This is a genomic window from Rhizobiaceae bacterium (assembly GCA_023953845.1).
Lineage (GTDB): Bacteria > Pseudomonadota > Alphaproteobacteria > Rhizobiales > Rhizobiaceae > Arvimicrobium.
In genome coordinates this window covers 658,044-679,084 of the sequence record JAMLJC010000002.1, presented here as the reverse complement: position 1 = coordinate 679,084, position 21,041 = coordinate 658,044, and the positions used below count along the sequence as shown (strand labels likewise).

Sequence of the window (21,041 nt, the reverse complement as noted above, 5' to 3'; positions counted from 1 at the left end):
TCTGGCCATCCTCAGGGACTCTTAATCATTCGTGACTAGCGTGCCGCAGAGCCGATCGGAAAAGCGAATAACCCGGGCGTCAAGGTGAACGCGCCAGACAAGACCATTGTGGACCGCAGCAAGCCGCATCGCAACAGCGAGGTGGCCAAGGCTGTGCGCAAGACGCGCGAACAGCTCTCGCAGAAGGCCGGCAATCCGGTTTTCGACCGGGAGCTGATAAAGATTCATGCGCGCAGCGTCATGAATGGCGCCGGTGTGCTGCCGCTTCTCGTGATCGTCGTCGCGGCAGGCGGGATGCTGAGCGGCGTCAAGGACCAGATCGTCATCTGGGGACTGCTCTCGCTGGCATGCTACGCGTTCCTCATCGTCGTCGCGCATCGCATCGACCGCATGGAGGTGGCGTCCATCGACGCCGCAGCGACGCGCCGCCTTTTTCTGGCCGCGCATTTCGTCAGCGGGCTGGGCTGGGCCTATCTCACGGTCATAGCCTGCAATACCTGCCAGGTAGAGCTGTTCCCTGTCGTGAAGGCGGCAATCCTCATCATGGCCATCGCGGCGACCGCCCTGATCTCGTCGTCCATGCCCGGGGCGCTGGCCGTCACCTTCAGCCTGCCGGTGGCCATATACACCGTGTTCACCAGCCATTTCGCCGTCCTGCCGGAAGCGATGATGGCGATCATCCTCATCCTCTCCGTCCCGTTCTTCTCCTATGCGTCGGCGCTGCTCAGCAGATCATCGCGAATGCTGCTGACGTTCCGATCCGAGAATGACGGCCTCATCGCCGAACTGGAAACCGCAAAGGCGGTATCCGACGAGGCCCGCCGCCGCGCCGAGGAGTCGAACCTTGCGAAATCCCGCTTCCTGGCCACGATGAGCCACGAACTGCGCACGCCGCTCAACGCGATCCTCGGCTTTTCCGAGGTCATAGCGAAGGAAGTGCTCGGCCCCATCAACAACGCGACCTATCGCGAATACGCGCAGGACATCCACGATTCGGGAAAGCACCTGCTCGGGCTGATCAACGAGATTCTGGATCTTTCGCGCATCGAAGCCGGCAAGTACCAGCTCAACGAGGAACCTCTAAGCCTGGTCCCGATCGTCGAGGACTGCTGTCACATGATGGAGCTCAGGGCCGGCAACAAGAATCTGACGATCCGCACCGAATTCGAACCGACATTGGCGCGTATCTTCGCGGACGAGCGCGCCGTGCGTCAGATTGCCCTCAATCTGCTGTCGAATGCCGTGAAGTTCAGCCCGAGCGGCGGCGAAATCCTCGTCCGCGTCGGCTGGACGGAGGGTGCCGGACAGTACATTTCGGTGAGCGACCACGGCCCCGGCATCCCTCCCGAAGAGATTCCGGTCGTGCTGTCCGCTTTCGGCCAGGGCTCCATCGCCATCAAGGCGGCAGAACAGGGAACGGGTCTCGGTCTGCCCATCGTCCAGGGTCTTCTGGCCATGCATGGAGGCGATTTCATACTGGACTCGAAGCTGCGCGTCGGCACCGACGCCATCGCCATCTTCCCCGCTTCCCGCGTCATGGAAGAACTGCCGGCGATCCCGCGCGAAGCCAGCGGCAGGAACAGCCGACCCCGCCGCTCCATGGCGGTGGCGTCCTAAGCGCTTTTTGCGCCTTGACCAACGGCGGCCGCGAGACCGGAGGCGGTCAAGGCCGCAGCCTTGACGATGCCCGCGGCGACCCCCGCGCCGACGCCGGGCTCATCGAACTCGAAGTCGAGCAAAGGCTTCAAACCGAGCTTTTCAGCAACACACCTGTGGGACTGCTGGCGGGAAAGCGACGACAGCCGGCAATGATCCAGCGCGCGCGGATTGAGCGCATGGAGCACAGCCGCCGCCGCAGAACTCGCGAAGCCGTCAATCAGCACCGGCACCTTTTCCATCCGCGCGGCGAGTATGCCGCCGGCAATAGCCGCAATCTCGCGCCCGCCGACGCGCCGCAGCACTTCCAGCGGGTCCTTAAGATGCGAGCGGTGGAGCGCCAGCGCTTCATCAACCGACGCGGCCATGCGGGCGAGCACCGCATCGTTGGCATCTGGGTGTCCCACCCATTCAATCCCCTCCCCGCCGTAAAGCGCGGCGAACATGGCAGCCGCGACAGTGTCGTTGCCGACGCCAACATCCGAAAGGCAGATGAGATCGGTGCCGCCGACGATCGCCTCCATGCCGAAGGCCATGGTCGCCGCACAGCCGCGCTCGTCCAGCGCGGCTTCCTCGGCGATATCCGCAGTCGGCAGGTCGAGCGCCAGATCGAAGACCTTGAGGCCAAGATCATTGGCGACGCATACCTGATTGACCGCCGCGCCGCCGGCGGCGCACATCTCCACCATCGCGGCCGTCGCACTCATCGGGCGGGGCGACACGCCACGCCGCGCGACACCGTGGTTTCCGGCAAAGATGGCGACCAGCGGGCGGGTAACGGCAGGCGGCCTGCCGGTCCAGGCGGCGAGCCATGCGGCGAGCTCCGCCAGCGGCGCGAGCGATCCTGCGGTTCCGGCCCGTTCGAAGACGGCCCGGACCTTTTCCGCCTGCGACTGGTCCGCTTCCGGAAGATTGTCCAGGAGGAACCGGAGGTCGTCGAAAGGCAGCCCAGTGGTCATCGCTCGGTCTCCATCATTGAGGTGCCATAGTCCGCCGCAATCACGGAGACAATCGCGCGACAGGCCCTATCTTGCATTGCGCGGCGACGTGCCCCATGTGGGATGGACGCGCGTGGAAATGAGATGTCGCCGATCGAATCGCCCTGCATCCTTGTCTGTTCCATCGACATGAAGACCGGCTATTGCTTCGGCTGCGGCCGCACGCGCGAGGAAATCTCCGCGTGGATCGCCATGACGCCCGAAATGCGCCGCGCGGTCATGGCAGAGCTGCCGGCAAGGCTGGAAACGGTCGAGCGCCGCCCTCGCCGCGAAACCCGCCGGAACCGCATGGCCCGTGAACGCGCGGGGCAATCCTGAGCATGGGTGGCGATCGTCTTCTCTGGATCGTTCTGGCCCTGATCGGACTTGGCGCCGCAGTGCTTGTCGGTCGTGAATTGCTCGTTGCGGACGGCCGCGTCGAGGATGGTCTCGGTCAGGGCATCTATCTCGGCATATTGGGACTGGTCATCGCCGCGGGCATTTTCGGGCGCCGCCGTTTCGGCGAGACTGTCCGCATGCTCGGCATCTGGGCCCTGATCGTCCTCGTGCTGGTCGCGGGCTACCAGTATCGCTACGAATTGCAGGACGTTGCCAGCCGCGTCACCGCAGGCCTGGTGCCCGGCAGCCCGCTTTCGATAACCGACGCCGACGGCGGCACCACCGTCATACTGGAAAAACTGCCCAACGGTCACTTCGAGGCCGATTCCGTCGTCAACGGCCGGACCGTGCGCATGATGATCGACACCGGCGCGACGACGACGGTCCTGACGACGGCGGACGCCGAACGCGCGGGCATCGATACGTCTGCCCTGAACTATCAGGTTCCGGTATCCACGGCGAATGGCCAGGCGCTCGCCGCCCGCATCGTGCTTCAGGATATCGGCGTCGGGGCGATTTCCCGGCGCAACGTCCCGGCGCTCGTCGCCAGCCAGGACATGCTGCAGCAAAGCCTGCTCGGCATGAATTTCATCGGCACGCTGTCGGGATTCGAGATTCGCGGAGACCGGATGATGCTGCGCGACTGATCACGCGGCAGTTTCAAGCGCCGGAAGATCGATCGCCTCCAGAGCTTTGAACAGCACCTCTGGTCCCGCTCCCGGCCGCGCCGCTTCCGTTGAGAGGATCTGCCGGTAGCGCCGCGCGCCCGGCATGCCCTGGAAAAGGCCGACCATATGGCGTATCACATGGCCGAGCCGCCCGCCGGCTGCGATATGCCGCTCCGCATAGCCGGCCATGGTGTCGAACAGTAGATGATAGTCGATGGCGTCGCGTTGTTCGCCAAAGATCGCAGTGTCGACATCCGCAAGCAGCATCGGCGAATGATAGGCTGCGCGCCCAAGCATGACGCCGTCGACATGGTTCAGATGTCCCTCAGCCTCGCGCAGCGACTGAATACCGCCATTGATGCCGATGAAACGGTCCGGATATTCCCGCTTGAGCCGGTAAACCCGGCCGTAGTCCAGCGGCGGGATGTCGCGATTTTCCTTCGGACTGAGCCCCTGGAGCCAGGCTTTCCGCGCATGCACCCAAAGCGCATCGGCGCCGGCAGCAAAGACACGGGACGCCAGTTCGTCGAGAGCGATCTCCGGGTCCTGATCATCGACACCGATGCGACATTTGACGGTGACCGGCACCGCGACGGCCGCTTTCATCGCGGACACACATTCCGCGACGAGTGCCGGCGTCCGCATGAGGCAGGCGCCAAAAATTCCGGACTGCACCCGGTCAGACGGGCAACCGACGTTCAGATTGATCTCGTCATAACCGAAACCCGCGCCGATGCCAGCGGCATTTGCGAGCTTTTCCGGCTCCGAACCGCCCAATTGCAATGCGACGGGATGCTCGCTCGGATCGAAGCCTAGCAAACGCTCACGCGGGCCATGGATCGCCGCATCCGCAACCACCATCTCAGTATAGAGCAGCGCGCGCGCAGTGAGCTGACGGTGCAGGAAACGGCAATGCCTGTCCGTCCAGTCCATCATGGGCGCGACGGCCAGGACAGGAGGGTGGTAGAGGCCGGAAATCGGCGAATTTGCTCCGTGGTCCGCCACGTTTGAAAGTCCCATACAGGCTTGTTGGCAGTTTGCTGGGCTGCGTCGCCACCCGAATGCCGTTCGCGGCACTGATCCGGCATCTCGGAGCATCATAGCCCGTCACGGCCGAGGCCTTCCACCTAGACCATTTCCCGGCTTTTTCAAGCCGCCGCCGGCGCGTTTGCCATCAGAACCCGAAGCGCGGCGATCCATGATGCTGGGTTATCCGCCAGTTTCCGTCCTGTCTGACCAGCACCCAGGTCATCCTGTACGGGCTGGGTTGGTCGCCATCGGCGAAATCGACATGCCCCGCCGTGACGGCGACGTCCGGCGCGATCATGCGGACATGCGGCATGGGATAGTTCTTGACGCGGATGGTGCCGGGTCGCCGGCCGAAATAGGCACGTATCGCCGCCTTACCGAGTTGCAGCTCGTCAACGGAACCGAACAGGGTGGCATCGTCGGTGTAAAGCACCATGTGCCGGTCGAGATCATGGCTGTTGAAAGCCTCGATCCACTGCGCAAGCAAGCTCTCTATTGTCGGCGTGTTACCCATGCAATCCTCCCTGAAATGGCGTCATAATGCGCCACGGCCACGGAAAGAGCAAAGGTGACACGACACTCAGGACGGCACGCGTGCGGCGGCGGTCTGACCGGCCAGCGCATCGAGATGCGTCCGGATATGCGCGGCCTCCGCGGGCGTGTTGGCAAGCGCGATTGCCTGATTGAAGGCCTCGCGCGCCTCGCGATGACGGCCAAGCTGCATCAGGAGATTGCCCCGGACGCCGAAGAAATGGAAGTAACCGCCGAGCTTGTCGGCCAGCGGCTCGATCAAGGCGAGCGCCGCCGCAGGTCCCCTCGCCTTGGACAGGGCGACGGCGCGGTTCAGCGTGATCACCGGCGACGGCTGCAGCCGCTCCAGAGTCGCATAGAGCAGGTCTATCTGCGTCCAGTCCGTATCTTCAGGCCGCTCCGCGCGGGCATGGAGAGCCGCTATCGCCGCCTGCACGAGATACGGTCCGGGCCGCTGATGGCGCATCGCCTTGTCGATCAGCGCCAGCCCCTCGCCGATCATCGGCTTCTTCCAGAGCGAACGGTTCTGCTGTTCGAGCAGCACGATCTCTCCAGCGGCATCGAAACGGGCCGGCGTGCGGGAATGCTGCAGCAGCATCAGCGCCAGCAGTCCCATGATCTCCGGCTCGGCCGGAAACAGGCGAAGCAGCAACCGGCCAAGCCGGATCGCCTCGTCGCAGAGCTGGGCGCGCATCGGTTCGTCGCCGCCGCTTGCCGAATAGCCCTCGTTGAAGACGAGATAGATCATGGCGGCAACTGCCGCGAGGCGCTCGCTGCGCTCGACAGCGCCGGGCGTCTCGAAAGGAACGTTCGCTTTCGCTATCCTCGCCTTCGCCCGCGTGATGCGCTGCTCCATGGCGCTTTCCGAAACGAGGAAAGCGCGTGCGATCTGCCTGACGGAAAGGCCTGACACCACCCTCAGCGCCACCGCAATCTGCTGCGTGGCCGGGATGTCCGGATGGCAGCATATGAACAGCAGGCGCAGCACGTCGTCGCGATAGCCCGCATTGTCGAGCCGGTCGACGGTCGCGTCCTCCACGTCTTCCAGATCGGAAACGAGCTCCTCGGCCGGCATTGGCGCCTGCCGGGACGTCTTGCGCACCTGGTCGATGGCGACGTTGCGACCGACGAAGATCAGCCAGGCGGTCGGGTCACGCGGCGGACCATTGCGCGGCCACGCCTTCAGCGCACGCAGGCAGGCTTCCTGATACGCTTCCTCCGCCGTGTCGAGATCGCGGAAATAGCGCAGCAGCGCCGCCACCACCTGCGGACGAGCGCCGGTCAGGGCGGCGCTTATATATGCGACGTCCGTCACGTCGGCCCTCCGCCGGGAAAGAACACGGAAACCGGCCGAATCTCGTACGAGCCGGAGCCGGGATTGGCGACTGTCAGCTCGCGGGCGAAATCCAGCGCCTCGTCGAGGGAATTGCAGTTCACGAGATAGAAGCCGAGCAGTTGCTCCTTCGTCTCCGCGAACGGACCGTCGAGCACGATCGGCTCCGCGCCCGACTTGCGAAGCGTCGTCGCCGATGTCGTGGGTAGCAGCCGGGCAACCGGCCCCAGCCGTCCCTGCCGGGCAGCCTTCTCCTGAACCTCGGCGAGACGCGCCATCACGGCATCGTCCTCTTCCTTGCTCCAGGCGCCGACGACGTCTTCCGAATTGTAGCAAAGCACTGCATAGAGCATTCTCTTACTCCGTCTGATACGATGACGCAGGGCGTGGCGTCGTTCCGACACCGGGAGCGAAACTTTTCGCATATCGCAGTTCCGTGGGCAAAGAGGACGAGAAAACCTGCTTGCAGTTGACCGCCGCGAGACGCGATGGTTCATGGGCGGCGCCTCGGGGTATCATTCATGACGACCGCCCATCGCCCATTCATCGAAGTCTGTGTCGAAGGCATCGACGGCCTGATCGCCGCGCAGGAAGCAGGCGCCGATCGTGTCGAGTTGTGTGCGAGCCTGCTGGAGGGCGGGATCACGCCGAGCCTCGGGACCATCCGCGCCGCACTTTCGGTTGCGGCGATACCGTTCCATGTCATCGTCCGGCCGCGCGGCGGCGACTTCCTCTATTCGGAGGCGGAGTTCCGTTCGATGGTGGAGGATGTGTCAGCATGCCGCGAACTCGGCGTGGCAGGTGTCGTCGTCGGCTGCCTCACGGCAGATGGAAGCATCGACGAGGCCCGGATGCGCGAAATCGTGGCCGCCGCCGGCTCGCTGAACGTCACCTGCCACCGCGCCTTCGACATGACACGCAATCCGGCGGAAGCGCTCGAGGCGCTGATCCGTTGCGGTGTCGGCCGCGTTCTGACCAGCGGCCAGCGCGACACCGCGGAAGACGGCGCGGAACTGCTGGCGGAATTGGTCGCACTCGCGCGCGGCCGCATCGTCGTCATGGGCTGTGGCGGCTTGCGCCCCGGCAATGTGGCGGCCGTCCTTGCCCGCACCAACCTGCCTGAAATCCATTTTGCCGCGCTCAAGGATATTCCGAGCGGCATGCGCCACCGAAACCCAAGGGTTGGCATGGGCGGCGCCGAACTTGATCGCGAATACCGCAACACCATCACCGATGGCGCGCAAGTGGCCGCGACGATTGCTGCCGCGAAACCGTCATGAGCATCACGCCCATAGTGCGCGCTGACGAGCAGGCGGTGCTGGCCTTGAACAATGCTCATGCCGAGGAGCTCTCTTGGCTGGAACCGGACCGTCTGCATCATCTAATCGGTGAGGTATTCTACGCGCGGCGCGTCGGCGAACTCGACGCCTTCATTCTGGCGTTCGATCAAACAGCCGACTACGACAGCCCGAACTATCTCTGGTTCCGCGCGCGCTACCCCCGTTTCGTCTATGTCGACCGGATAGCGGTGGCTGCGCATGCGCGCGGGCGCGGCATCGCCCGACGCATATACGAAGACCTCTTTGCGGTCGCGGCGGGCGCAGGCCATGAGATCGTCACCTGCGAGGTCAATGCCGATCCGCCCAATCCGGCCTCCGACGCCTTCCACGCGAATCTCGGCTTTCAGGAAGTCGGCGAAGCCGTCATTCATGGCGGCAAGAAGTCAGTGCGCTATTTTGCCAGAAGGCTCGCGGCTGAAAGGCCCACTATCAACCAGCATGATCTGAGCGCATGAGAAAAGGGCGAGTAGCCGCAAAGGCCCTCGCCCTTTCATCTCGTTCGCAGGCGATCAGGCAGTCGCCTTCGCCACGGCCCGCTTGGCCATCACGGCAATCAGGTTGGCGCGGTATTCCGGCGAGGCGTGCAGATCGTCCATGAGATTCCTGGCGGGCACCTTGATGCCTTCCAGCGCCGCGGCGCTGAACGATTTCGCCAGTGCCGACTCCAACTCTTTCGAACGGAAGACGCCGTCATCGCCGGCGCCGGTCACCGCCACCTTCACACCTTCCTTCGACTTGGCCACAAACACACCGACGATCGCATAGCGGGAGGCGGGATTGCGGAATTTTTCATAAGCCGCCTGCGCCGGCGCGTTGAACCTGACCGCCGTGACGATCTCGCCATCCTTCAGCGTCGTTTCAAACAGGCCCTTGAAGAATTTTGACGCCGGGATTTCCCGCTTGTTGGTGACGACCGTGGCATCCAACGCGACTAAGGCCGCCGGATAATCGGCGGCCGGATCGTTGTTGGCGATCGAGCCGCCGATGGTCCCGCAATACCGCACATGCGGGTCGCCGATATGGCTGGCAAGATCCGTCAGCGCCGGACAGACCTTGCGCAGCTTCTCGTTGCGCGACACGACATAATGCGTCGTCGCGGCCCCGATGGTGACCTCCTTGCCCGACACGGCGATACCGCTCAGTCCGTCGATATGGGTGAGGTCGATCAGGTCCGAAGGCGCGGCAAGCCGCGTCTTCATGGCCGGAATCAGCGTCATGCCACCCGACAGGAACTTGGCGTCCCCCTGCTGGGCGAGCTTGCCAGCTTCGGAGATCGACTTGGCGCGGTGATAGTTGACCGTATACATGGTCGCGTCTCCTCAGTGCTTCGCTGCGTTGATGGCCGCCCAGACACGCTCGGGCGTCGCGGGCATCAGAAGGTCGTTGTTACCGATGGCGTCTGTGATGGCGTTGATGACCGCCGGCGGAGAGCCGATCGCCCCCGCCTCACCGCAGCCCTTGATGCCCAGCGGATTGCCCGGACATGGCGTGTTCTGGTGCGAGATCTGGAACGACGGCAGGTCGTCCGCGCGCGGCATGGTGTAGTCCATGTAGCTTGCGGTGATGAGCTGGCCGCTCGCCGCGTCGTAATGCGCGCCCTCCAGCAGCGCCTGCCCGACGCCCTGCGCGATGCCGCCATGCACCTGCCCTTCGACGATCATCGGGTTGATGATGTTGCCGAAGTCGTCGGCCGCAACGAACTGGATGATCTCGGTGACGCCGGTATCGGGGTCGACCTCTACCTCGCAGATGTAGCAGCCGGCCGGGAAGGTGAAGTTCGACGGATCGTAGAACGCCGTCTCCTTCAGGCCTGGTTCCATGCCTGCGGGCAGATTGTGCGCCGTGTAGGCGGCAAGCGCCATCTGGAACCACGGCACCTTCTTGTCGGTGCCCGCGACCTTCAGTTCGCCGTTTTCGATGACAATGTCACCCTCGTCGGCCTCCATCAGATGCGCGGCGATCTTCTTCGCCTTGGCCTCGACCTTGTCGAGCGCCTTGACGATGGCCGACATGCCGACCGCGCCTGAGCGCGAACCGTAGGTGCCCATGCCCATCTGTACCTTGTCGGTGTCGCCATGGACGATCGACACGCTGTCGATGGACACGCCGAAGCGCTGGTTCACGAGTTGCGCGAAGGTCGTCTCATGGCCCTGCCCGTGGCTGTGCGATCCGGTGAGCACCTCGATCGTGCCGACGGCGTTGACGCGCACCTCCGCCGATTCCCACAGGCCGACGCCGGCGCCGAGCGAACCCACAGCCGCCGACGGCGCGATGCCGCAGGCCTCGATGTAGTTGGACATGCCGATTCCGCGCAACTTGCCGCGCTTCTTCGCTTCAGCGCGGCGCTTCTCAAAACCGGCATAGTCCGCAGCTTTCATCGCCGCATCGAGCGATGCGGAATAATCGCCCGCGTCGTAGGCCATGATGACCGGCGTCTGGTGCGGGAACTGCGTGATGAAGTTCTTGCGGCGCAGCTCCCCTGGCGAGATGCCGAGTTCGCGGGCCGCGGTCTCTACCGTGCGCTCGACGAGATAGGTGGCCTCCGGCCGCCCTGCCCCGCGATAGGCATCGACCGGCGCGGTGTTGGTGTAGACGGCGCGCACATTGGCATGGATCGCCGGGATATTGTACTGGCCCGACAGAAGCGTCGCGTAGAGATAGGTCGGCACCGACGAAGAGAAGAGCGACATGTACGCGCCGAAATTGGCGATCGTGTCGACCTTCAGCCCGATGATCCGGTTATCCTTGTCGAAGGCCATCTGGACTTCCGACACGTGGTCGCGGCCATGCGCGTCGGTGAGGAAGCTTTCTGTGCGATCCGCCACCCATTTCACCGGCACCCCGGCCTTCTTCGACGCCCAGAGGCAAACGACCTCCTCCGGATAGATGAAGATCTTCGAGCCGAAACCGCCGCCGACATCCGGCGCGATGACGCGCAGCTTGTTCTCCGGTGCGATATTGTAGAACGCGCTCATCACCAGACGGGCGACATGCGGATTCTGCGACGTCGTCCAGCAGGTATAGTGATCTTCCGCCTTGTCGTAATGACCGAGCGTGGCGCGCGGCTCCATGGCGTTCGGCACCAGCCGGTTGTTGATGATGTGCATCTTCGTGATGTGCGCAGCATTCGCCAACGCAGCGTCTGTCGACTTGGCGTCGCCAAGCTCCCAGTCGAAGATGAGATTGCCTTCCGCCTCCGGATGGAGTTGCGGCGCGCCGGGCTTCAGGGCCGAGACCGTGTCGGTGACGGCCTTGCGCTCCTTGTAGGTGATCTCGACCGCCTCCGCAGCATCGCGCGCCTGCCCCTTGGTGTCGGCGATCACGATGACGACGGCGTCACCGACATAGCGGACGCGGTCGACAGCGAGCGGCGACCACGCGCCCATCTTCATCGGCGTGCCGTCCTTGGAGTGGATCATCCAGCCACAGATCAGATTGCCGACGCCGTCCGCCTTGAGTTCCTTGCCGGTCAGCACGGCGATAACGCCGGGCATCGCCCTGGCGGCCTTGACGTCGATCTTCTTGATGTCGGCATGCGCGTACGGGCTGCGCACGAACACGGCATGCTTCATGCCGGAGACGACCATGTCGTCCGTATACCGTCCGCCGCCGGTAATGAACCTCTTGTCTTCCTTCCGCGCCACCCGGGCGCCAATCCCTTCCATTCCCATCGCGAAAACTCCTCCGCAAAATAGCGAGTAGTGAGTAGCGAATAGTGAGCAGGGAAGCCGAACCTCGCCGAGATCCATTCGGTAGTTAGGTACGGGCGGGCCGTTGCCGCGCTCGCCGTCCTATTCCCTACTCACCCGGCTCTAGGCGGCCTTGGCTTTGCCCTTGCCCTTCGACATGGTTTCCGAAGCGGCCAGGATCGCCTTGACGATATTGTGATAGCCGGTGCAGCGGCAGATATTGCCTTCGAGTTCCGCGCGCACGGTCTTTTCGTCCAGGCCTTCCGGGTGGCGGCGGATCATGTCCGTCGCCGCCATGATCATGCCGGGCGTGCAGAAGCCGCACTGAAGCCCGTGATGCTCCTTGAATGCCGCCTGCACCGGATGAAGCTCCGCCCCGTCCGCGAGACCCTCAATGGTGACGATCGTCGATCCGGAGGCCTGCGCGGCCAGCATCGTGCACGACTTGACCGCCTTGCCATCGACATGGATGACGCAAGCGCCACATTGCGACGTGTCGCAGCCCACATGGGTGCCCGTCAATCCAAGATGCTCTCTGAGAAAATGTACGAGCAGCGTGCGGTCCTCGACCGCGCCGGACACAGTGCGTCCGTTAACCACCATGGTTAGGTCAGACAACGATACCTCCCTCGGCCTTGCCTATATGCATCCAGCGACGCTCCCGTCCCGGAAACTCAATCTGACGACAGACAACGCCGCAAATCAACGGCCTGTTTGAATTTTTTCGCTTATCCAGGATTTGTGACTCGGCGCGGCGCGAAGAAACCGAAATCCCGCTGCCTGACACGCGATGCCGATGATGCACGCGCGGCGATGCGGCGTCAGGGGATTGGTCGGTTCGACGGTTGCGGCAAGCCGGACGCACACGGGCAGCGATCAGGGCTCGGCAGCCAATGGCCGCGGGCTGCCATCGCCTCAGAGGGGAACGATCTTGCCGTCCTTCAGCGTCACGCGGCGGTCCATCCGCGCGGCAAGTTCATGATTGTGCGTTGCGATCAGCGCGGCAAGCCCCGACTGCTTGACCAGCGCGGAGAGCGCATCGAACACATATCCCGCCGTGACAGGATCGAGATTGCCGGTTGGCTCGTCGGCCAGCAGCACCAGCGGCGCGTTGGCGACCGCCCGCGCGATCGCCACACGTTGCTGCTCGCCGCCGGAAAGCTCGGCCGGACGATGGTTCGCGCGATGCCCGATTTGCATGTAATCGAGCAGTTGCGCACCACGCTTTCCCGCCTCGTCCTTCGTTAGACCGCGCACCAGTTGCGGCAGCATGATGTTTTCAAGCGCCGAAAACTCCGGCAGAAGATGATGGAATTGATAGACGAAACCGATGTCGTTGCGGCGAATCGCCGTACGCTGGTCGTCCGAAAGCCGTCCGCAGGCGCGGCTCCCCAGGATGACGTCGCCGCCATCGGGACGCTCCAGCAGACCCGCCGTATGCAAAAGCGTCGACTTGCCCGCGCCGGACGGAGCGACCAGCGCGACCATCTCGCCCCGCACCAGCGAAAAATCCGTGCCGCTGAGGATGGTGAGCTTCTTCTGGCCTTGCAGATAATGCCGCTCGACCTGTCTGAGTTCGAGAATGGCCTCCGCCATCATTCGTACCTCAGCGCTTCGACCGGATCGAGCTTGGCGGCGCGCCACGCCGGAAAGATGGTGGCGATGAAGGAAAGCACGAGCGCCATGATGATGACCGACAGCGTTTCCCGGAACTCCATCCGCGCCGGCAACTGACTGAGGAAGTAGAGCGACGGATCGAAGATGATCGTCCCCGAAACCCACGAGAAGAACTGACGTATCGACTCGACATTCAGGCAGATGACGATACCGAGCAGAAGCCCCGCAACGGTTCCCGTGACGCCGATGGCGGCCCCGGTCATCAGAAAGATGCGCAGGATCGCGCCGCGCGTCGCGCCCATGGTGCGGAGGATCGCGATGTCGCGGCCCTTGTCCTTAACCAGCATGATCAGCCCGGAAATGATATTGAGCGCCGCGACAAGCACGATCAGCGTCAGGATCATGAACATGACGTTGCGTTCGACCTGCAGTGCCGAGAAGAAGGTCTGGTTCCGCTGGCGCCAGTCCGTCATGTAGATCTGACGCTGGGCGGCGGTTTCTATGGGCTGCCGCAGCGCATCCACATTGTCGGGGTTGTCGACATAGATTTCGATCGTCTGCGCCCTGTCTTCCTGATTGAAATAGAGCTGGGCCTCGGCCAGCGGCATGTAGATGATCGACGTGTCATATTCCGACATGCCGACCTCGAAGATGGCGACGACCGGATAGCCCTTCATGCGCGGCGTGGTGCCCATCGGCGTGATGTCGCCGTCGGGCGAGATCAAGGTGATGGTGTCGCCGAGCACGAGGCCGAGATTCTCCGCCATCCTTCGTCCGATGGCCACGCCTTCGCTGCCGTCGAAATTCTCGATCGTACCGTGCCGGACATTCTTTTCGACGAGGTCGAGCTTCGCCAGATCCTCACCCCGGATACCGCGCACCAGAGCGCCGGCCCCGCTACCGATATGGCCTTGCGCAAGCACCTGCCCCTCGATCAGCGGAATGGCGTATTTGACGCCCGCCACCCCGGAGATCCGCATGGCGACCTCGGCATAGTCCTCCAGCGGTTCGTCGACAGGCTGGACGATCAGATGACCGTTGATTCCCAGGATTCTGGTCAGCAGTTCAGCGCGAAAACCGTTCATAACCGCCATGACAACGATGAGCGTCGCCACGCCAAGCATGATGCCGACGAACGAAATTCCGGCGATGACGGAAATCACCGTTTCCTTGCGCCGCGAGCGGAGATAACGCCACGCGACCATGCGCTCGAAGGCAGAGAAAGGCCCCGCCCCGCCTGTTCTGGCGGCGGTGGCGCCTGTCATGCCGCGGCGCCTATGTGGTGAAGCACCTGCTCGGCGGGAATGGTGACACGTTCGCCTGTCCGGCGATTCTTCACCTCCACCTCGCCGGTTGCGGCGCCACGCGGTCCGATGATGACCTGCCACGGAAGGCCGATAAGGTCGGCGGTCGCGAACTTGCCACCGGCGCGCTGATCGGTGTCATCGTAGAGAACGTCCTTGCCGGACTTTGCAAGCACCGAGTACAGGCGCTCGCACAGCTCGTCGCACGCCGCGTCGCCAACCTTCATATTGATCAGCGCGACATCGAAGGGCGCGATCGATTCAGGCCAGATGATCCCGTTCTCGTCGTGCATCGCCTCGATGACGGCTGCTATGAGACGGGATGGACCGATGCCATAGGAGCCCATCGAGACGAAATGGTCCTTGCCGTCCGGACCGGCCACCTTCGCGCCCATCGGCTTCGAATATTTCTCGCCGAAGTGGAAGATGTGGCCAACCTCGATGCCGCGCGCCGAAACCTTCTGGTCTTCGGGAATGGCACCCCATGCAGCCTCGTCATGCATCTCGTCCGTGGCGGCGTAAGGCGTCGTCCACTGCCTGACGATGCCGCCGATCTCGGCGTCGTTGGAAAAATCCACGTCGGCGCCCGGGACGACGAAGTCGAGATAGTCGCGGTGGCAGAACACCTGGCTCTCGCCGGTATCGGCAAGGATGATGAACTCATGGCTGAGATCGCCGCCGATCGGACCGGTGTCGGCGCGCATCGGTATGGCCTGGAGCCCCAGACGCGTGAAGGTGCGCAGATAGGAGACGAACATGCGATTGTAGGCCGCGCGCGCGCCCTCGTAGTCGATGTCGAAGGAGTAGGCGTCCTTCATCAGGAACTCACGGCTGCGCATCACACCGAAGCGCGGGCGCACCTCGTCGCGGTACTTCCACTGGATGTGGTAAAGGTTCAGCGGCAGGTCCTTGTAGGAGCGGACATAGGAGCGGAAGATCTCCGTAACCATCTCCTCGTTCGTCGGACCGTAAAGCATGTCGCGTTCGTGGCGATCCTTGATGCGAAGCATCTCCTTGCCGTAGTCGTCATAGCGACCGCTTTCCCGCCAGAGCTCCGCCGACTGGATCGTCGGCATGAGAATTTCGAGCGCACCGGCGCGGTTCTGCTCCTCGCGAACGATCTGGCACACCTTGTCGAGCACGCGCTTGCCCAGCGGCAGCCACGAAAAGCTTCCCTGCCCCTGCTGACGGATCATGCCCGCACGCAGCATCAGTCGATGGGAAACGATCTCCGCCTCGCGCGGAGTCTCTTTCAGGATCGGCAGGAAGTAGCGCGATAAACGCATCGAAATATCCGTGGAACGAGGCCAAAGCGGAATCGCCGCGGCCGGGATGGTGAGTGAACCGGCTTCTTAGCTATTTCGTGGCGGAATGGAAACCCGACAGCCTTCGGCAAATGGGTCAGTTTCCCTGTCCATTTTTCAAGCATGATTGCCGTTTGATTGTGCATTGCAGCACACGATTTGGTCGAATCTGGCAAATTTATGCGTGACAATTCGTCCACCGTTGGTCTAGTGTGCTCGCCATAATCGAGAAAGCAGGAACAAACTGCTTTCCTACGCGGTCAAAGTCTTGGGAGGATGCGGTCCTGGCGCGGTAATTCGCAGCCGCCAGTTTTCTGGAAGTGGATCGGACGCGTTCAAAAATTGCAAGGCTTCGTGCCTTGCTTTTTTTTTGCAAGAACGGGCATCGTCACTCGCAAATGAAGTCTTCGGCAAGATTTCGCAGCGAGATGCAAAGAGTGCAAACCTGTTGCGCAGCTAGCGTCAGAATTCGGGCACGATCCGCGGAATATCGTCGAAGCTCAGCCCGAGGCCCCGGGTCAGAAACAGCAGAACGCCGAAAATGATCGCCGCGACGATTGTCGTGCGGACGATGGCCCGTAGCATATGCGGGCCGTGCGGCGCGCTCGGCACGGTGCCCAGCGTCACGTCGTCATTCTCTTCCTGGGTCCGCAGCCCGAACGGCAGTGTGGCGAACAGCACCATCCACCAGATGATGAAGAAGACGGCCGCTCCGGAAATCCAGCTCATGCCTGTTCAAGCTCGACCAACGTTCCCGTAAAATCCTTGGGATGCAGGAAAAGGACCGGCTTGCCATGCGCTCCGGTCTTTGGATTGCCGTCGCCCAGCACCCGGGCGCCGGAAGCCTTCAGCCGGTCGCGCGCGGCAAGGATGTCGTCCACCTCGTAGCAGAGGTGATGCATGCCGCCGGATGGATTCTTGTCCAGGAAGGCGGCGATCGGAGAATTCTCGCCGAGCGGCTCGAGCAACTCGATCTTGGTGTTGCCGACATTGACGAACACGACAGTCACGCCGTGCTCCGGAAGCGCCTGCGTCTCGCTGACCGACGCGCCGAGCGTATCGCGGTAGATTGCGGCGGCGGCGGCAAGATCCGGAACGGCGATTGCAACATGGTTCAGACGACCGAGCATGGGAATCCTTATCGAGCAGTTGTCGGTGAACTCAAGAAGTTACCGTGATCAGTGAACTGTCATCGTTGAACAGCAAGAAGTGATGATCGGCAATCACTGTTCAACGATGACAGTTCACCGACCTTTTCACCTCGTCACGAACACCGTCACCAGCGGCTTCTTGCCCCAGGCTTCGTTCGCCATGCCACGCACGGCCCGGCGGACGGCCTCCTGCACGAGATCGAGGTCTTTTCGGCGCTGGCGAGGTATGGAGTCGACCGCGCCTGTTGCCGCATCCAGCATCAGCTCTTCCATGTCATCGCCCTTGGCATCGGCCTGCGCCACGCCGATGGCGACGATGTCGGGATCGCCGGCAAGCTCGTAGCGGTCATCCAGCACGACGTTCACCGCCACATGACCCGCAAAGGAGAGTTTTCGCCGGTCGCGGATGCCCATGGCCTCCTCGCTGCCAACAAGAAGACCGTCACGGTAGATACGCCCGAACGGCACCTGATCGATGATCTCCGGCGTTCCCGGCCAGATGCGCAGCATGTCGCCATTGCGCACCTGCGCGACCTGAAGGATGCCGCTGACGGCCATCAGGGAGCCCTGCGCCACCAGATGCGCCGCCTCACCGTGTACCGGAACGCCGATCTTCGGGCGCGTCCACTCATACATCTTGCGCAGCTCGTTGCGGCGCGGATGCCCCGAGACGTGGACCAGCGCGTCGCCATCCTCGATCACCTTGACGCCCTGGTCGATCAACTGGTTCTTGATTTCGAGAATCGCCTTCTCGTTGCCGGGAATGACGCGCGACGAGAAGATGACCGTATCGCCCGGCGTCAGTTGGACAGTCTTCATCTCGTTGCGGGCAAGCTTGGCCAGCGCGGCGCGCGACTCGCCCTGGCTGCCGGTGCAGATGATGACGAGGTTCTCGCGCGGGATATAGGCATAGTCCTCCTCGGCCGCGAAAGAGGGCATACCCTCCATATAACCGAGCTCGCCGGCGACATTGATGACGCGCTTCAGGGAAGTGCCGAGGATCATCACCTTGCGTCCGGCGCGGGTCGCGGCCTCGGCGATCGATCGGATGCGGCCGACATTGGAGGAGAATGTGGTGATCGCCACCCTACCCTTTGCCTCGGCGATGAGGTTCTTCAGGCTTTCGCCCACCGCCTGCTCGGATGGAGACTCCCCTTCGCGTACCGAATTGGTGGAATCGCAGACCAGCGCCAGCACGCCGGCGTCGCCCAGCGTTCTGAGCCGCGCTTCGTCGGTCGGCGGGCCGATTTCAGGCGTCGCATCGAGCCGCCAGTCGCCGGTATGCACGATGGTTCCCGCCGGCGTCGTGATCGCCAAGGCCATCGGCTCCGGGATCGAGTGCGCGACGGGAATGGCTTCGATCTGGAACGGCCCGATGGTGAACTTCTCGCCGGCCTTGTAGATCGTCACGGGAATCTTCGGCGCGTTCGCCTCGGCCTGACGCTTCGCCTCAAGCAACCCGGCGGTGAACGGCGACATCCAGACCGGCGCCTTCAGCTTCGGCCAGAGATCGTGCAGCGCACCGTAGTGGTCCTCATGCGCGTGCGTGATCACGATGCCGCGCAACGAAGCGAGGTTTTCCTCCACGAAGCGGATGTCCGCCATGACGAGATCGACGCCCGGCAGATGCGCATCCGGAAACGTCACGCCGACATCGACGATGATCCATTCGCGATTATGGGCCGGGCCGAACCCATAGAGCATGAAATTCATGCCGATCTCGCCGAGGCCTCCCAACGGCACGAAGACGAGTTCGGTATTGTCCGCCATCAGAACCTCCCTAAGACACCCGCACCGATGCGACCGCGCCGAAATGCACGTCGCCCGCCGCGATTGTCACGGTCTCGCCGCGCGTCCCACGGATCACGAAGCGGCCGTCTTCATCGATCGTTTCGAAGATACCGCGCCTCACCTCGCCGCCGAGATTTACGGCAACTTCCGAACCCAGACCCGCCGCACGGGAGAGCCATAGCTTGCGGATAGTCGCCAGCCCGCGGCCGCCGTTCCAGATGCGCGCATATTCGGTCCAGGCATCCGACAAGGCAATGAACAGGTGCTCTGCTGTGGCCGAAGAGCCGAGCTGGACAAGCGAGGTAGCGGGATAGGGAACGTCCGAGGGATGGGCGACGACGTTGACGCCTATGCCGACCGCAAGGGCGACCCGACCGTCCGGCAAAAGATGCGATTCGAGCAGAATGCCCGCGAGCTTCGCGCCGTCAGCCAGAACATCGTTCGGCCACTTCAGTTCGAAGCGATTACTCGCCTTGCCCGCACCATCGACGCCGACGGCAAGCCGGGCCTCCGGCGCAACCAGATTGAGAGCGTCGGCAAGCGCCAGTCCGGCGACGAAGCCGAGCGTCGCCGCGACCTTCAGATCGTGGCGATCAACCACGAGCAGGGTCGCTGCGAGATTGCCTTCCGGAGTCTCCCATGTCCTCCCACGCCGGCCGCGCCCGCCTTCCTGTTTCTTGGACACGATCCACAGCATGCCCGGATCACCGGCCCGCGCCCGGTCGAGCGCCAGCGTGTTGGTGGACCCGACCGTTTCATACGCTTCCAGCCGATAGCCTTCGAAAGCGGCCTTCGGACCGAGCGAAAAAGCCATGCTCAGAAGAACGTCCTCGACGCCGCTTCCGCCATGCCGGCGATGGGACCTCCGAACAGGACGTAGAAGAGCACGAACGCGCCGGAAAGGCCGAGAACGAGGCGCAACTCACCGGCCATCGGCACGAAACCACCTACCGGTTCGTCGAACCACATGATCTTGATGATGCGCAGATAGTAGTAGGCGCCTACCACCGAAGCCAGCACACCGATCACCGCCAGCGCGTAGAGGTTGGCGTTGATCGCCGCCATGAACACGTACCACTTGCCCCAGAAGCCGGCGAGCGGCGGGATGCCGGCCAGCGAAAACATCAGGATGGTGAGGATCGTCGCCATCACCGGATTTGTGCTGGAGAGGCCGGCAAGATCGCTGATCTGCTCGACATTGCCGTCCTTGCGGCGCATGGCGAGGATGAAGGCGAAAGTGCCGAGCGTCATCACCAGATAGATGAGCATGTAGATGGCGACACCGCGTACACCGGCTTCGCTGTTGGCCGCGAGACCCACCAGCGCATAACCCATATGGCCGATGGACGAATAGGCCATCAGGCGCTTGATGTTCTTCTGGCCGATCGCGGCGAAGGCTCCCAGCGCCATGGAGGCGATGGCAATGAAGACGATGATCTGCTGCCAGTCGGACGAGATCGGCTCGAACGCGCCGACGGTAACGCGGACGATCAGCGCCATCGCGGCCATTTTCGGCGCCGCAGCCAAAAATGCGGTGACCGGGGTCGGCGCGCCCTCATAGACGTCCGGCGTCCACATGTGGAACGGCACAGCAGAAATCTTGAAGGCAAGGCCAGCCAGCACGAACACCAGACCGAAGACCAGACCAAGCTGGCGTTCTCCTTGCGCAAGCGCCGCCGCCACGGCGTCGAAACCCGTATTGCCGGTGTAACCGTACACCAGCGAAATGCCGTAGAGGAGCATGCCGGACGACAACGCGCCGAGCACAAAATATTTGAGGCCGGCTTCCGTGGACCGCAGATTGTCGCGGTTGATCGCGGCCAGCACGTATATCGCCAGCGACTGCAGTTCGAGCCCCAGATAGAGCGCGATCATGTCGTTGGCCGAGATCATCAGCATCATGCCCAGCGTGGAGAGCAGGATGAGGACCGGGAATTCGAATTTGTCGAACTTTTCCGCCTTGGCGAAACCGACCGACATGATGAGCGCCACGGCCGAACCGATGAGCGAGAGACATTTCATGAAACGCGCGAAGGCGTCGTTCGTAAACGCCGTGCCGAAGGCATCGCCGTTCCATGTGAACAGGAGCATCCAGGCGAGAGCGCCGATCAACAGCGCGACCGCAAGGCCGGTTACCGTGGTGTTGGCCCGCTCGCCGGAATAGACGCCGATCATCAGCAGCACCATCGCGCCGACGGCGATGATCAGTTCCGGTGCGACAAGGGCGAGGCTCGAATTCAGATCCATGGTCG

At 63.1% G+C, this 21,041-nt stretch carries 21 protein-coding genes; 5 read left to right on the top strand and 16 right to left on the bottom strand.

Features of this window, described 5'->3' with window-relative positions:
* The first annotated feature begins 84 nt into the window (after nucleotides 1–84).
* A complete protein-coding gene (locus M9955_25215) occupies nucleotides 85–1,617 on the top strand; it encodes a HAMP domain-containing histidine kinase (protein ID MCO5084950.1) in 1,533 nt (510 codons plus the stop codon).
* Here the strand turns inward: M9955_25215 and M9955_25210 are convergent.
* Entirely contained in the window at nucleotides 1,614–2,615 is a 1,002-nt protein-coding gene (locus M9955_25210; GenBank protein ID MCO5084949.1) for a nicotinate-nucleotide--dimethylbenzimidazole phosphoribosyltransferase, read from the bottom strand. The two genes, M9955_25215 and M9955_25210, sit on opposite strands and share 4 nt — an antisense overlap.
* Nucleotides 2,616–2,738: 123 nt before the next feature.
* Here M9955_25210 and M9955_25205 point away from each other — a divergent pair, with 123 nt between their 5' ends.
* The gene (locus M9955_25205; protein MCO5084948.1) at nucleotides 2,739–2,972 is read left to right on the top strand and encodes a DUF1289 domain-containing protein; all 234 of its coding nucleotides are present in this window, start codon (nucleotides 2,739–2,741) and stop codon (nucleotides 2,970–2,972) included.
* A gap of 2 nt (nucleotides 2,973–2,974) precedes the next feature.
* Nucleotides 2,975–3,679: a TIGR02281 family clan AA aspartic protease gene (locus M9955_25200; protein MCO5084947.1), complete on the top strand. Its 705-nt coding sequence runs from the start codon at nucleotides 2,975–2,977 to the stop codon at nucleotides 3,677–3,679.
* Here M9955_25200 and dusA read toward each other — a convergent pair whose 3' ends face one another.
* From dusA to M9955_25180, 4 genes are all read right to left on the bottom strand, one after another.
* The gene (gene dusA / locus M9955_25195) at nucleotides 3,680–4,636 is read right to left on the bottom strand and encodes a tRNA dihydrouridine(20/20a) synthase DusA (GenBank protein ID MCO5084946.1); all 957 of its coding nucleotides are present in this window, start codon (nucleotides 4,634–4,636) and stop codon (nucleotides 3,680–3,682) included.
* A 238-nt stretch (nucleotides 4,637–4,874) separates the two neighbouring features.
* On the bottom strand, nucleotides 4,875–5,243 hold the full coding sequence (locus M9955_25190) for a nuclear transport factor 2 family protein (GenBank protein ID MCO5084945.1): 369 nt from the start codon (nucleotides 5,241–5,243) through the stop codon (nucleotides 4,875–4,877).
* A 66-nt stretch (nucleotides 5,244–5,309) separates the two neighbouring features.
* The gene (locus tag M9955_25185) at nucleotides 5,310–6,575 is read right to left on the bottom strand and encodes an RNA polymerase sigma factor (GenBank protein MCO5084944.1); all 1,266 of its coding nucleotides are present in this window, start codon (nucleotides 6,573–6,575) and stop codon (nucleotides 5,310–5,312) included.
* On the bottom strand, nucleotides 6,572–6,946 hold the full coding sequence (locus M9955_25180) for a YciI family protein (GenBank protein MCO5084943.1): 375 nt from the start codon (nucleotides 6,944–6,946) through the stop codon (nucleotides 6,572–6,574). The genes M9955_25185 and M9955_25180 overlap by 4 nt, the downstream gene beginning before the upstream one ends.
* Before the next feature lie 168 nt (nucleotides 6,947–7,114).
* Here M9955_25180 and M9955_25175 point away from each other — a divergent pair, with 168 nt between their 5' ends.
* Nucleotides 7,115–7,873 carry a copper homeostasis protein CutC gene (locus M9955_25175; protein ID MCO5084942.1) on the top strand — a complete coding sequence of 253 codons (759 nt, stop codon included), beginning with the start codon at nucleotides 7,115–7,117 and terminating at the stop codon, nucleotides 7,871–7,873.
* Nucleotides 7,870–8,388 (top strand): GNAT family N-acetyltransferase, encoded by a 519-nt coding sequence (locus M9955_25170; protein ID MCO5084941.1) that lies wholly within the window; start codon nucleotides 7,870–7,872, stop codon nucleotides 8,386–8,388. The genes M9955_25175 and M9955_25170 overlap by 4 nt, the downstream gene beginning before the upstream one ends.
* A 54-nt stretch (nucleotides 8,389–8,442) precedes the next feature.
* Here the strand turns inward: M9955_25170 and M9955_25165 are convergent, their stop codons facing one another.
* The 11 genes from M9955_25165 to nuoN all read right to left on the bottom strand — a co-directional run bounded on the left by M9955_25165 (nucleotide 8,443) and on the right by nuoN (nucleotide 21,036).
* A complete protein-coding gene (locus tag M9955_25165) occupies nucleotides 8,443–9,240 on the bottom strand; it encodes a xanthine dehydrogenase family protein subunit M (GenBank protein MCO5084940.1) in 798 nt (265 codons plus the stop codon).
* A gap of 12 nt (nucleotides 9,241–9,252) precedes the next feature.
* Complete coding sequence (locus tag M9955_25160; GenBank protein MCO5084939.1) at nucleotides 9,253–11,604, bottom strand: xanthine dehydrogenase family protein molybdopterin-binding subunit; 2,352 nt, start codon at nucleotides 11,602–11,604, stop codon at nucleotides 9,253–9,255.
* 141 nt (nucleotides 11,605–11,745) lie between these two features.
* Nucleotides 11,746–12,225 carry a (2Fe-2S)-binding protein gene (locus M9955_25155; GenBank protein ID MCO5084938.1) on the bottom strand — a complete coding sequence of 160 codons (480 nt, stop codon included), beginning with the start codon at nucleotides 12,223–12,225 and terminating at the stop codon, nucleotides 11,746–11,748.
* Between the two features lie 312 nt (nucleotides 12,226–12,537).
* Nucleotides 12,538–13,221 carry an ABC transporter ATP-binding protein gene (locus M9955_25150; GenBank protein MCO5084937.1) on the bottom strand — a complete coding sequence of 228 codons (684 nt, stop codon included), beginning with the start codon at nucleotides 13,219–13,221 and terminating at the stop codon, nucleotides 12,538–12,540.
* Nucleotides 13,218–14,504 (bottom strand): lipoprotein-releasing ABC transporter permease subunit, encoded by a 1,287-nt coding sequence (locus tag M9955_25145; protein ID MCO5084936.1) that lies wholly within the window; start codon nucleotides 14,502–14,504, stop codon nucleotides 13,218–13,220. Before M9955_25145 ends, M9955_25150 begins: the two co-directional genes overlap by 4 nt.
* A complete protein-coding gene (locus M9955_25140; GenBank protein MCO5084935.1) occupies nucleotides 14,501–15,829 on the bottom strand; it encodes a proline--tRNA ligase in 1,329 nt (442 codons plus the stop codon). Before M9955_25140 ends, M9955_25145 begins: the two co-directional genes overlap by 4 nt.
* Nucleotides 15,830–16,309: 480 nt before the next feature.
* Complete coding sequence (locus M9955_25135) at nucleotides 16,310–16,576, bottom strand: DUF1467 family protein (GenBank protein ID MCO5084934.1); 267 nt, start codon at nucleotides 16,574–16,576, stop codon at nucleotides 16,310–16,312.
* Nucleotides 16,573–16,977 (bottom strand): methylmalonyl-CoA epimerase, encoded by a 405-nt coding sequence (gene mce, locus M9955_25130; GenBank protein ID MCO5084933.1) that lies wholly within the window; start codon nucleotides 16,975–16,977, stop codon nucleotides 16,573–16,575. The genes M9955_25135 and mce overlap by 4 nt, the downstream gene beginning before the upstream one ends.
* 126 nt (nucleotides 16,978–17,103) lie before the next feature.
* The gene (locus M9955_25125) at nucleotides 17,104–18,768 is read right to left on the bottom strand and encodes a ribonuclease J (protein MCO5084932.1); all 1,665 of its coding nucleotides are present in this window, start codon (nucleotides 18,766–18,768) and stop codon (nucleotides 17,104–17,106) included.
* A gap of 10 nt (nucleotides 18,769–18,778) precedes the next feature.
* Nucleotides 18,779–19,603 carry a biotin--[acetyl-CoA-carboxylase] ligase gene (locus M9955_25120; GenBank protein MCO5084931.1) on the bottom strand — a complete coding sequence of 275 codons (825 nt, stop codon included), beginning with the start codon at nucleotides 19,601–19,603 and terminating at the stop codon, nucleotides 18,779–18,781.
* 2 nt (nucleotides 19,604–19,605) lie between these two features.
* Complete coding sequence (nuoN, locus tag M9955_25115; GenBank protein MCO5084930.1) at nucleotides 19,606–21,036, bottom strand: NADH-quinone oxidoreductase subunit NuoN; 1,431 nt, start codon at nucleotides 21,034–21,036, stop codon at nucleotides 19,606–19,608.
* Nucleotides 21,037–21,041: the final 5 nt, after the last annotated feature.